Annotated in this window: 12 protein-coding genes; 10 read left to right on the top strand and 2 right to left on the bottom strand. The window is 65.2% G+C overall.

What is annotated here, in order from left to right:
* The first annotated feature begins 57 nt into the window (after positions 1–57).
* Positions 58–1,536 carry a coniferyl aldehyde dehydrogenase gene (locus tag BGP02_RS09195; protein ID WP_017235130.1) on the top strand — a complete coding sequence of 493 codons (1,479 nt, stop codon included), beginning with the start codon at positions 58–60 and terminating at the stop codon, positions 1,534–1,536.
* A gap of 128 nt (positions 1,537–1,664) precedes the next feature.
* Here BGP02_RS09195 and metK read toward each other — a convergent pair whose 3' ends face one another.
* A complete protein-coding gene (gene metK, locus BGP02_RS09200; RefSeq protein WP_017235129.1) occupies positions 1,665–2,843 on the bottom strand; it encodes a methionine adenosyltransferase in 1,179 nt (392 codons plus the stop codon).
* Between the two features lie 188 nt (positions 2,844–3,031).
* On the opposite strand from metK, the gene BGP02_RS09205 reads away from it, so the two are divergent.
* From BGP02_RS09205 to BGP02_RS09225, 5 genes are all read left to right on the top strand, one after another.
* The gene (locus BGP02_RS09205) at positions 3,032–3,928 is read left to right on the top strand and encodes a lipid A biosynthesis lauroyl acyltransferase (protein WP_017235128.1); all 897 of its coding nucleotides are present in this window, start codon (positions 3,032–3,034) and stop codon (positions 3,926–3,928) included.
* Positions 3,929–3,971: 43 nt separating this feature from the next.
* A complete protein-coding gene (gene dapF, locus BGP02_RS09210) occupies positions 3,972–4,823 on the top strand; it encodes a diaminopimelate epimerase (RefSeq protein WP_026132183.1) in 852 nt (283 codons plus the stop codon).
* 168 nt (positions 4,824–4,991) lie between these two features.
* Entirely contained in the window at positions 4,992–5,660 is a 669-nt protein-coding gene (locus tag BGP02_RS09215; protein ID WP_130024549.1) for a DUF484 family protein, read from the top strand.
* A 58-nt stretch (positions 5,661–5,718) separates the two neighbouring features.
* The gene (gene xerC, locus BGP02_RS09220) at positions 5,719–6,765 is read left to right on the top strand and encodes a tyrosine recombinase XerC (protein WP_261939401.1); all 1,047 of its coding nucleotides are present in this window, start codon (positions 5,719–5,721) and stop codon (positions 6,763–6,765) included.
* Between the two features lie 120 nt (positions 6,766–6,885).
* Positions 6,886–8,100: a class I SAM-dependent rRNA methyltransferase gene (locus BGP02_RS09225; RefSeq protein ID WP_026132182.1), complete on the top strand. Its 1,215-nt coding sequence runs from the start codon at positions 6,886–6,888 to the stop codon at positions 8,098–8,100.
* A gap of 19 nt (positions 8,101–8,119) precedes the next feature.
* Here the strand turns inward: BGP02_RS09225 and BGP02_RS09230 are convergent, their stop codons facing one another.
* Positions 8,120–8,995, bottom strand: coding sequence for an EamA family transporter (locus BGP02_RS09230; protein WP_261939400.1), 876 nt, complete (start codon positions 8,993–8,995; stop codon positions 8,120–8,122).
* A 144-nt stretch (positions 8,996–9,139) separates the two neighbouring features.
* Here BGP02_RS09230 and BGP02_RS09235 point away from each other — a divergent pair, with 144 nt between their 5' ends.
* The 4 genes from BGP02_RS09235 to BGP02_RS09250 all read left to right on the top strand — a co-directional run bounded on the left by BGP02_RS09235 (position 9,140) and on the right by BGP02_RS09250 (position 12,322).
* On the top strand, positions 9,140–9,634 hold the full coding sequence (locus BGP02_RS09235) for a Fur family transcriptional regulator (RefSeq protein ID WP_017235122.1): 495 nt from the start codon (positions 9,140–9,142) through the stop codon (positions 9,632–9,634).
* A gap of 91 nt (positions 9,635–9,725) precedes the next feature.
* A complete protein-coding gene (locus tag BGP02_RS09240; RefSeq protein WP_017235121.1) occupies positions 9,726–10,793 on the top strand; it encodes a CobW family GTP-binding protein in 1,068 nt (355 codons plus the stop codon).
* Between the two features lie 390 nt (positions 10,794–11,183).
* Positions 11,184–11,603 carry an RNA polymerase-binding protein DksA gene (gene dksA, locus BGP02_RS09245; protein ID WP_130027651.1) on the top strand — a complete coding sequence of 140 codons (420 nt, stop codon included), beginning with the start codon at positions 11,184–11,186 and terminating at the stop codon, positions 11,601–11,603.
* Between the two features lie 236 nt (positions 11,604–11,839).
* Entirely contained in the window at positions 11,840–12,322 is a 483-nt protein-coding gene (locus tag BGP02_RS09250) for a hypothetical protein (RefSeq protein ID WP_157211529.1), read from the top strand.
* The last annotated feature ends 32 nt before the right edge of the window (positions 12,323–12,354 follow it).

Consider the following 12,354-nt stretch of genomic DNA (forward strand, 5'->3'; position numbering starts at 1 on the left):
ATCGATGGCGTTGGGCGGCACCGACGGGGCCACCTGCGACCTCAGGGAGGAGAAGGCATGGGATACCAACATGAATTGAACGGGTTGCATGAGGCGACACCGTCGTCGGCACCGGATACCTCGACCGACGACGACATCGCCCGCGCGTCGCTATTGCCGCGCTTCGACGCGATGCGCCGCGCACACGACGCGGCGCCGCAAGTCGATTGGCCGACGCGCAAGCGTCACCTGAAAGCGCTGCAAGCGATGCTTCACAAGTATCGTGAAACGTTCGCGAACGCCATCGATGCGGATTTCGGCGGCCGCTCGGCGCAGGAAACGGACATGCTCGAACTGTTCCCGTCGCACGGCAACCTGAAGCATGCGCTCGCGCACACGCGCCGCTGGATGCGCGGGTCGCGCGGCTGGGCAAACCTGTGGATGCTGCCTGCGCGACGCGCCGTCGTGCCGCAGCCGCTCGGCGTCGTCGGTGTGATCGTGCCGTGGAATTACCCGTTGTTTCTGGCCGTCGGTCCGCTCACCGACGCCTTGGCCGCCGGCAATCGGGTGATGATCAAGGTCTCCGAGGTCACGCCGCGCTTCGCGGATGCGTTTGCGGCCGCCGTGGCCGAGACGTTCCCGCCGGAGTGGGTCACGGTCGTGACTGGCGATGCACGGGTCGCGAGGGCGTTCTCGACGCTGGCGTTCGACCATCTGCTGTTCACTGGCGCGACGTCGATCGGCCATCATGTGATGCGTGCGGCCAGCGAACACCTCACGCCGGTGACGCTCGAACTCGGTGGCAAGTCGCCGGCCATCATCGGGCCGGGCGCGCGCTGGGAGCACGCGGTGGAGCGCATCATGCTCGGCAAGCTGGTCAACGCGGGTCAGACCTGTGTGGCGCCCGACTATGTGCTCGTGCCGCGCGACAAGCTCGACGCCTTCGTTGCCACGGCGCGGCAGGTGGCGGCGCGTCTGTACCCCGACGCCGTGAACAATCCGCAATACACGAGCATTGTGTCGTCGCGGCACTTCGAGCGGTTGTCCGGGCTTGCCGCCGAGGCGGCGGCGCAGGGCGCCACGTCGCACGCGCTGTTCGATACCCCGGCGCAGGCGGCGCGCAGGCGTCTGCCGCCCGTGGTGCTCACTGGCGTGCATGACGGCATGCGCGTGATGCGCGAGGAGATCTTCGGGCCGCTGTTGCCGGTGGTGCCCTACGATGACCTGGACGCCGCCATCGCCTATGTCAATGAGCGTGCGCGTCCGCTCGCGCTGTATGTGTTCGATACCGACAATACGCGCATTGGCCGTGTCGTCGACGGCACGATTTCCGGCGGCGTGACGATCAACGACACGCTGCTGCACGTTGCGGAGCATGCGCTGCCGTTCGGTGGCGTGGGGCCGTCGGGCATGGGGGGGTACCACGGTGAGGCGGGCTTCCGGACGTTCTCCAAGGAGAAGCCGATCTTCCGGCAGGCGCGCTGGAACGGCGCCGGCCTGCTCAACCCGCCGTATGGCAAGGTATTCGCCACGATGATCCGGCAATTGATGCGCTGACCTCTGAGCTCTGACGTCGGGCATCCGACGTCGCGATAAAACAAAACCCCCGCCGGTTCGACCCGAGCGGGGGTTTTGTTGGGTGCTCGCCGGTCGAGACCGGCGGGCACCACGCTAGCGATGCCGGATCAGGCCACCGCGCGCAGGCCGGCGTCGGCCAACAGGATGTCGGCGCGGTCGGTCGCTTCCCACGAGAATTCCGGCTCTTCACGGCCGAAGTGACCGTAGGCGGCGGTCTTCTCGTAGATCGGACGCAGCAGGTCGAGCATCTGGATGATGCCCTTAGGACGCAGGTCGAAGTGCTTCTCGACCAACTCGGCGATACGCTGATCGCTGATCTTGCCCGTGCCGAACGTGTTGACCATGACCGACGTCGGTCGCGCCACGCCGATGGCGTACGAGACCTGGATCACGCACTTCGAGGCGAGACCGGCCGCCACGATGTTCTTCGCGACATAGCGGCCCGCGTAGGCGGCCGAGCGATCGACCTTCGACGGATCCTTGCCCGAGAACGCGCCACCGCCGTGCGGTGCGGCGCCGCCGTACGTGTCGACGATGATCTTGCGGCCCGTGAGGCCGGCGTCGCCCTGCGGGCCACCGATCACGAAGCGACCGGTCGGGTTCACCAGGAACTTGATGTCGCCCTTGATCAGGTCGGCCGGCAGCACCGGCTTGATGACTTCTTCGATGACGGCTTCGCGCAGGGCTTCCAGCGCGATGTCCGGATGGTGCTGCGTCGAGAGCACGACGGTGTCGATGCTGTGCGGACGGCCGTTTTCGTACTTGATGGTGACTTGCGACTTGGCATCCGGGCGCAGCCAGGGCAGACGACCGTCACGGCGCACTTGCGACTGGCGCTCGACCAGGCGGTGCGACAGATAGATCGGCAGCGGCATGAGTTCCGGCGTTTCGTCGCAGGCGTAGCCGAACATCAGGCCCTGGTCGCCGGCGCCCTGATCGAGGTTGTCGTCATGCGCACGGTCCACGCCCTGGGCGATGTCCGGCGACTGGCGGTCGTAGGCGACCAGCACCGCGCAACCCTTGTAGTCGATACCGTAGTCGGTGTTGTCGTAGCCGATGCGGCGGATGGTCTCGCGCGCGACTTGCTGATAGTCGACCGTGGCGGTCGTGGTGATTTCACCCGCGAGCACGACGAGACCCGTGTTGCACAGCGTTTCTGCGGCAACGCGCGCGTACTTGTCTTGCTTCAGGATGGCGTCGAGCACGGCATCCGAAATCTGGTCGGCTACCTTGTCCGGGTGACCTTCGGAGACCGATTCGGAAGTAAAGAGATAATCGTTCGCCACTTCTGGCTCCTCTAAACGAATTTGGCGACTCACGTTGCCGTCATCGGAGGGGAAGCGGCGACGCTTTAGCGGAAAATTGGTCGTATGCGCTGCCTCGATAGGGTGGCACATTCGAATCGCCCCGCAAGTTGTCAGTTAACTCGGCGATGTCGCTTATTATACGCCCCTGAAGAAATCCTGCTTGCGACATGGCAACCACACCCAAGAAATCCCTCGGCTACTACCTGAGCGTTGGCCTGCTGCGCGGGCTCAACCTGCTGCCCTATGGCTGGGTCGCGCGCTTTGGCGCGGGTCTCGGGCACCTGTTGTACCTGATTCCCAGCTCGCGAAAGCGCGTTGTGCACACCAATTTGCGGCTGTGTTTCCCGCATTGGGACGAGGCGACGCGTGAGCGCGTGGCCAAGGCGTCGTTCGTGCATGCCATTCGCAGCTACGCGGAGCGCAGCGTGCAATGGTTCGCCGACGGCAAGAAGCTGGAGCGGCTGATCGAACTCGACTCGGCGGTCGACCTGCTCGACCCGAATATGCCACCGACGATCCTGCTCGGGTTCCACTTCGTGGGCATCGAGGCGGGCTCGGTGTTCATCAACTATTCGCTGCACCGGCCGTGCGCGTCGCTCTACACGCCGATGTCCAACCCGGCGTTCGACGCCATGGCCCGCGAGCAGCGCGGTCGTTTCGACGCGGAAATGATCGCGCGCGGCGACAGTGCCCGCGATGTGCTGCGCATGTTCCGAAAGGGCAAGCCGGTCATGCTGGCGGCCGACATGGACTATGGCGCGCGAAATTCCACGTTTGTGCCGTTCTTCGGCGTGAACACTTGTACGCTGACGTCCGTGTCCCGTCTGGCCGAAGTCGGCCGGGCCCAGATCCTGCCGTTCATCGGCGAGGTGCTGCCCAACTACAAGGGCTACCGCCTCAAGGTCTTCCCGGTGTGGGAAAACTATCCCAGCGGCGACCCCGACGCCGATGCGCGCCGGATGAACGCGTTCCTCGAAGAACAAATCCTGAAGATGCCGGAGCAGTACTACTGGGTGCACAAGCGCTTCAAGACGCGCCCGCCCGGCGAGCCAAGCGTGTACTGACAGGCGCCGGATGCGCGTCGGCCTTCTCCACTACAATAGCGCCATGAAGCTCAAATTCACCAAGATGCAGGGTGCCGGCAACGACTTCGTCGTGATCGACGGCATCTCGCAATCCATCGATTTCACGCCCGACCAGTGGCGGGCGCTCGCCGACCGCCATTTCGGCGTCGGCGCAGACCAGCTCCTGCTCGTCGAACGCTCGACGCAGCCTGGCGTTGACTTCCGCTATCGCATCTTCAACGCCGACGGCGGTGAGGTGGAGCATTGTGGCAATGGGGCGCGCTGCTTCGTCAAGTTCGTGCGCGACACGGGGTTGACCGACAAGCGCACGGTGCGCGTCGAGGTGCAGCAGGGCTTGATCACGCTCACGATGCGCGACGACGGCCAGGTCAGCGTGGACATGGGCGCGCCGATCCTCACGGCGTCGGATGTGCCGTTCGACGCCAGCGGGCTGGCAGGTCGTCGCGAGGGCGACGACACGCTCTGGCCGCTCGACGTGGCCGGCAAGACGACGTGGATTTCCGTGGTCTCGATGGGCAATCCGCATGCCGTGCAGGTGGTGGAGAACGTCGATACCGCGCCGGTGGAAACGGACGGCCCGCTGATCGAGCGTCATGCGCGCTTCCCGCGCCGCGTGAATGCGGGCTTCCTGCAGGTGGTGGACAAGCATCAGGCGCGTCTGCGCGTGTACGAGCGCGGTGCGGGCGAGACGCTCGCCTGCGGCACCGGCGCATGCGCGGCGGCAGTGGCAGGCATCCGCCGCGGGCTGCTGGCCGCGCCCGTGGCCATCGAAACGCACGGCGGCACGCTCACCATCGACTGGGACGGCGCAAGCGGTCCCGTCATCATGACGGGACCCGCCACCACGGTCTTCGAAGGGACGATCGAGATCTGACGCCAAACGTCGGTCCCGGTGTTCCGCGCGGGCAGGCCGCGGGCGCAGCACAGTAAGATTTTGGTTTCTGACGGACTCTGATTTAGCGACCCAGGCGGCCGTGCGCCACCGTTGTGCCTCGTGCGCAGCGGCGGTCGGCGGCAGTTGACGAACAGCAGACGGACACTCATGAACGACCGAGATATTGCGGAATACCTGATCGCGCATCCCGACTTCTTCGAACGCCATGCCGAATTGCTGGCCGGCGTGCGGCTCACCAGCCCGCACGGCCAGCGCGCCGTGTCGCTGCAAGAGCGCCAGATCGAGATGCAGCGCGAAAAGACCAAGCAGATCGAGCGACGCCTCGCCGAATTGATGCGCTACGGGCACGAGAACGACGACATCTCGGCCAAGCTGCATCGCTGGAACCTCGGCCTGCTCGGCGAGCGCGATCCGCACGCGTTGCCCGACGCGATTGCCCGCGGCCTGCGCGACGTTTTCAACGTCCCCTTTGCGGCCGTTCGTGTGTGGAACGTGGCCGCGCCGTACCAACCGGCCGAGTTCGCCCGCAGCGTGAGCGAAGAGGTCAAGATCTTCGCCTCGAGCCTGGCGACTCCCTATTGCGGTGCCAACACCGGTTTCGAAGCCGTGACATGGCTCGGCGCGCCGAGCGATCCGGCGTCGGTGGCGCTGCTCGCGCTGCGTGACCCGCAAGTCACGGATGGGCCGGTCTTCGGCCTGCTGGTCATGGGCTCGGAAGACGCCCGCCGTTTCCATGAAGGCATGGCGACCGACTTCCTGACGCAGATCGGGGAACTGGCCGGCGCGGCGCTCAGCAAGCTGCGCGCGAACGATTGATGCGCGTCGCCGGCGCCCGGGCGGACTGACGCGCTGACGGCACCTTTCACCACGCCTTATGGTCACCTCGACCCGATCGCCGCGTCCTGCCAGCGTGGCCACGCCCAAGGCGCGCGCCGGGCGCGCCGCGCCGGAACGCGCGCGCAAGCCCGGGGCGCACGCAGAGGCGTCGGACGACGAGACGCCGCTCGAACCGGGCATCCGCCACTACCTGACGTCGCTCGCCAGCGAGCGCAAGCTCGCCGAGCTCACCCTGGAAAACTACACGCGCGACTTGCGCCAGTTGCAGCGTTTGGCGCGCGGCCGCCCGCTCGAATCGCTGGAGCATGGAGACATTCGCCGCTTCGCCATGCAGTTGCACAGCGAGGGCCTCGTCGGCCGCTCCATCGCCCGCAAGCTCTCCGCCTGGCGAGGCTACTTCGCGTGGCTTGCCCAGCGCACGTCGCTGGCGGCCAATCCCGTCGACGGCGTGCGCGCGCCGAAACAACCCAAGCCGTTGCCGAAAGCGCTGTCGCCGGATCAGGCATCGGCGCTCGTCGAGTTCGTCTCCGGCACGTCGGCCGAGGCCGTGCGCAATCGGGCGATGTTCGAGCTGCTGTACTCGTCTGGCCTGCGCCTGTCGGAACTCACGAGCCTCGATCATCGCTACGTCGAGGCCGAGGGCTACCGTTCCGTGAGCTGGCTTGATTTGCCCGAACGCGAGGTGGTCGTGACCGGCAAGGGGAACAAGCGACGCCGCGTGCCCGTGGGCGAGAAAGCGGCGCAGGCGCTGGCCGGTTGGCTGGACATGCGGGCAGAACTGGCAACGGCTGAGCCGCATGCGCTGTTCCTGTCGGCGCGCGGCAAGCGCATCGGCGCGCGCGCGGTGCAGCAGGGGCTGTCGCGCCACGCGCTGGCGGCCGGGCTGCCGACACACGTGCACCCGCACATGCTGCGTCACTCGTTCGCCACGCACGTCCTGCAATCGTCCGGCGATCTTCGCGCCGTGCAGGAGATGTTGGGGCACAGCAATATTTCGACGACACAGATCTACACGAAGCTCGACTTCCAGCATCTCGCGAAGGTTTACGATCAGGCGCATCCGCGCTCGCGCAAGAAGCCCTGAGCGTTGCGGTGGGCGGCGCGACTCGGTGTAGAATCGCGTCCTTCCTCAGCAAGTCCCGCATGTTCTCCGTCTGCTGGATGACTTGCCGTCACCCCGTCGTCAACCGTTGGTCCGTCCCGCATGAATACCTTGACCCTCAAGCCCGGCAAAGAAAAGTCCTTGCTGCGCCGTCACCCCTGGATTTACGCCACCGCCGTGGCACGCGTGGACGGCAAACCGGCTTCCGGCGCGACGGTCGTGGTGCGCGCCGCCGACGGGCGATTTCTCGCTCGCGCCGCCTTCAGCCCGGTCTCGGCCATCCGCGCACGCGTGTGGACGTTCGATGAAAACGAGCCGGTCGATCATGCGTTCTTCAAGCGTCGCGTGACCGCCGCCCTCGCTTATCGCGAGCAGATGGTGCACGACACCGGGGCGACCCGCCTGATCTTCGGCGAGGCCGACGGCCTGCCGGGTCTGATCGTCGACCGTTATCAGTCCGCGCCCGGTGCGCCGGTGACGGACCAGATCGTTTGCCAGTTCATGGCGGCGGGCGTGGAAGTCTGGAAAGACGCGATCGTGAATGCCCTCGTCGGCGCGACCGGCTGCCCCAATGTCTACGAGCGCTCCGACGCCGCCGTGCGCGAGCGCGAAGGTCTGCCGAGCCTCACTGGCGTGCTGGCGGGGGCTGAGCCGCCCCAGGCGCCCGACTTGCTCACGACGTACGAGTGTGGCGTGAAGTATTACGTCGACGTGCGCAACGGGCACAAGACCGGCTTCTATGTCGATCAGCGCGACAATCGTCTGCTGGTGAAGCAGCAGGCCAAGGGCCGCGACGTGCTCAACTGCTTCTGCTATACCGGGGGCTTTTCGCTGGCGGCGCTGGCGGGCGGGGCGCAGAGCGTGTTGTCCATCGACTCGTCGGGCGACGCGTTGGCCATCGGCGCGCGCAATGTCGAACTCAACGGTTTCGACGCCGCGCGCGCCGAATGGCGCGACGCCGATGTCTTCAAGACCCTGCGCGCGTTGCGCGAAGAGGGGCGCCTGTTCGACATGATCGTGCTCGATCCGCCCAAGTTCGCACCGTCGGCCCATCACGTGGAGCGTGCCGCACGGGCGTACAAGGACATCAATCTGGCCGGTTTCAAGCTGCTGCGCCCGGGCGGCCAGCTGCTGACGTACTCGTGCTCAGGCGCGATCGATGCCGATCTGTTCCAGAAGATCGTGGCGGGCGCGGCCGTGGATGCCGGCGTGGACGCCCGCATTCTGCGGCGCCTGTCGGCGGGCATGGATCACCCCATGCTCACCCAGTTCCCCGAAGGCGAATATCTCAAGGGGCTTTGGTTGCAGCGTATGTAAGCGCTCGCTTCTGTGGGCGTCAACCCAGTGTCAGTGCGACCACGCCCAGCGCGATCAACACGGCACCGCCCACGCGGCGGTGCATCTCCCCTTCGCCCAGCAGCCGCACGCCCAACAGCGCGGCAATCATCATCGACATCTCCCGCGCTGGGGCGACGTGCGACACCGGCGCGTACTTGAGCGCCGTCAGGATCAGGAAGTAGGACATCGGCGAGATAAGCGAGATCAGCACGATCTTGCGCCAGTTCGCCTGCCACACCATGACCATGCGGGCGGGACGCGAGCACGCCATCGGTGCCGAGAGCACGACTCGCAGCACATTCTCCAGGTAGTAATAGACGAGCGGTGCAAGCAGCAGGGTGCGGATGGCGTAGGCGTCGGCCAGCGTATACGCTGCGATGAATCCGCCGGTCAGCACGCCCCAGCCCGCGCCCGCGTGCATGGTGTCGCGCCGGAACAGGCGCTCGCCCCCGGCGATGATCAGCACGCCGACGACCACCAGCCCGATCCCGAAAAGCGCCAGCCAGCCCGGGCGTTCCCCCAGCAGCACGATGGCGCCCAGCGACGACAGCAATGGCCCGGTGCCCCGTGCGAGCGGATAGACGACCGACAGGTCGCCCACCCGGTAGCCGCGCTGCAGGACTAGCGTGTAGCCGTAGTGCAGCATGGCGCTCGTGGCGATCACGCCCCAACCCAGCGCATTCGGCCAACTGGCGTTTGAACCGATCAGGAAAAACATCGCCAGCGGCGTGTACAGCACGACGGTCAGCAGCGCATAGAGGAAGACGAGCTGCGGGCCGCCGCCTTCGCGCGTGTCGATGCGCTTGGCGAGGAAATTCCAGGTGGCATGCAGGAATGCGGCGGTAACAACGAGGGCGAGAGCGGTGAGCGACATGGTGAGCGGTGTTTTTTGCGTCAATTGTATGACGCATTGCCCGTTCACCTCCGGACAGATTCGGTCGGCGGCCTTCAGGGCTCGGGAAATGCCTACTTTTGCAACTCCGTTGCAGTGCTGGCGGTGCTGTGCTTAAATCGATTTATGAGCCTTATTCAACTACAACCTTATCTGGAAGCCGCCCGTACGAGCTTGCAAGAGCAATCGGGCCGCGTGACCTCTGGACGCGTGCGCGTGCTGGCGATGCTGCTCAAGGCGGGCCGTCCGCTCACGCACCAGGAAGTGCTGGCCGATCTGGCCACCGACGCCGATCCGCTCGACCGCGTAACGGCCTACCGCGTGCTCGATTGGCTGGTCGCGCAGGGCTGGGCCATCAAGCAGGCCGGTGACGACCGAATCTTCCGCTTCGTCATGGCCGAGCATGTCGACCCGCAGCGTGCGGCATCGCCGCGTCCGCATACGCAACACGGACATTTTCGTTGCGTACGCTGCCACCGGACCTTCTGTCTTGACGATTGGCCCCAGCATCCCCAATTGAGTGAGCGCGAACTCAAGCGCCTGCCCAAGGGTTTCGTGGGCGAACAGGTCGAGCTGATGATTCATGGCACTTGCGCACAGTGCGCGGGCGCCCCCAACTGACGCGTCCCCAGCCGCTTTTCGTTACCTCGGGTACAGTGGGCGACATTGAGACGGCGTCGAGTACGCCGCATTACAACAGGACATAGCATTCATGACCCCCGTCACCATCCTGACCGGCTTTCTCGGCAGCGGAAAAACCACGCTGCTCAAGCGCATCCTGACCGAGGCGCATGGCATGAAGATCGCCGTCATCGAAAATGAATTCGGTGAAGAGAACATCGATAACGACATCCTCGTGCACGACAACGCCGAGCAGATCGTACAGATGAGCAACGGCTGCATCTGCTGTACGATCCGTGGCGACCTGGTGAAGGCGCTGTCCGACCTGAACAGCCAGCGCGACGCGGGTGCGATCCAGTTCGACCGCGTGGTCATCGAGACGACCGGCCTGGCCAACCCCGGCCCGGTGGCGCAAACCTTCTTCATCGACGACGAGGTGGCCGACACCTACCGGCTCGACGCCATCATCACGCTGGTCGACGCGAAGCACGCCCAGCAGCAGCTCGATCAGCACGAAGTGGTGCAGCGCCAGGTGGGGTTTGCCGATCGCCTGTTCATCACCAAAGCCGATCTGGTCACGCCCGAGGCGCTGGACGACCTGAAGCATCGCCTCGCGCACATGAATCCGCGCGCGCCGCAGCAGGAAGTCGACTTCGGCCAGGCCGAGCTCAAGCAGATCTTCGACCTTCACGGCTTCAACCTGAACGACAAGCTCGACATCGATCCGGAATTCCTGGGCGCCGACGACCACGCGCACGATCACGATCACAGCCATGATCACGATCACTCGCACTGCGATCACGATCATGACCAGTGCGCGCACGAGGGGCACGACCACGGTCACGCCCATGCCCACCACGACGACGCCATCAAATCGTTTGTCTTTCGCAGCGAGAAAGCCTTCGATCCGGCGAAGCTGGAGGATTTCCTCGGGAGCATCCTACAGGTGTACGGCGAACGCTTATTGCGTTATAAAGGTGTATTAAACATGCGTGGCATCGACCGCCGGGTCGTGTTCCAGGGCGTTCACCAGATGATGGGCAGCGACGTGGGCGCGAAATGGCAGCCCGATGAGACGCCGAACACCAAGATGGTGTTTATTGGTGCCGAGCTGCCGAAAGAGATCATCCTGCAAGGGCTGGAGCGCTGTCTGGTCTGAGCGGGACCGGCGAACCGTGCAACGGGAAACCCCTTAATCAGGGCTGTTGAACGATTCGGTTACAATACGTGCCCACTGGGGCTGCCGCCAGCGAACCAACGCGGCACTTCGGAGGGCTGGCAGGGGAGCACCGCCATGGCTACCGCCTCTCGCAAGACTGCCACCGCAGGCCCCACGCGCCGGTCAGAGCCGGCGTCGGAAGCGGGCGCCAAGCGGGCTCCAGCAGGTAATTCGAAGACGGGCGAAAAGGCCGCCGCCAAGCACGGGGCGCCCAAATCGTCCGGTAGGAACGTAACCCAAGAAGCCGCCCGCGGCATCGCCGGTAAGCAAGACGTCCCACTCGCTGCAGGGGCGTCACCGGACTATCCGAAAGAGACGCCACAAAAACCCATGAGCAAGAAAAGACTTTTGACCGAGGCCGAAATTCTGAAGATGGGCGAGAAGGACTACATGAATGAAGATCAACTCGCCTTCTTCAAGGATCGTCTGGAAAACCTGCAGGCTGACATTTTGCGTAACGCCGGTCAAACCACCGAGAACCTGCGCGAAACCATTCTCGTCCCGGATCCGGCCGACCGCGCCACGATTGAAGAGGAGCACGCGCTTGAGCTGCGTACCCGCGATCGTGAACGCAAGCTGCTGAAGAAGGTGCAACAGTCGCTCGCTCGCATCGAATCGGGCGAATATGGCTGGTGCGAAGAAACCGGAGAGCCGATCGGCGTTCCGCGTCTGCTCGCCCGCCCGACCGCCACCCTGTCGCTCGAAGCGCAAGAGCGTCGCGAATTGCGTCAGAAGCTGTTCGGCGACTGATCGCATCGCACAACCGGCCCGACGCCGCGCGGTGGCGGCAGGTCAGGTCCGTCGGCGCCCGGTTTGCCAAAGGCACGTCGTCTCGACGTGCCTTTTTTGTTGCCGTTTTTTGACGTCGTCCGGTCGACCGCGGCCCGTTCCTCCCGGAACTGTGGCTTGCACGCAACGCTTGCTGACGCTCGCCGTCGAGCCAACTTTATGCCACAATTGCAACTCAGTTGCAATTGTGGCCGCCTATGCCGTCTATCGAATCCGCTTCTCGCTTTTGGCGCGCGCGTTTGCGCACGCGGGTGGGGTGTGGGCGAAGCGGTTGGGTCGCGTGGCTCATCGTTGCGCTGATCGGCGTACAGATCTGGGGGCTGCAACACGAAATTCTGCATGCCCGAAGGTTGTCCGGCGTGCCGCCGGTTTCGGCAGATGCGAGCCGGTCAGCGGCGGGCGAGGCGAATGATCCGGACGAGGCGGGAGGTGCGGATCTCGCGATGGCCGCAGACGGTCGCGCCCAAGCGGTCGGCACGGTGTCCGTCGATTTCGGCAACTCCCACCACCATTGCCATCTGTTCGAAGGCGCCACGCTGGCCGCGGCCATGGCCGTGGCCGTCCTGTCGTGGGGAAGCGATACCGTCATCGCGAGCCTCCCCCAGCGCGCGACCGGGCGCCGTCACCCGAGCGTTCACCGACGACCGTTCGACTCCCGCGCACCGCCGCTCGCGATCTGACGCCACGCGTATTCGCGCCATTCGAACTTCTC

The sequence above is a fragment of the Pandoraea sp. 64-18 genome, from assembly GCF_001899225.1.
Lineage (GTDB): Bacteria > Pseudomonadota > Gammaproteobacteria > Burkholderiales > Burkholderiaceae > Pandoraea > Pandoraea cepalis.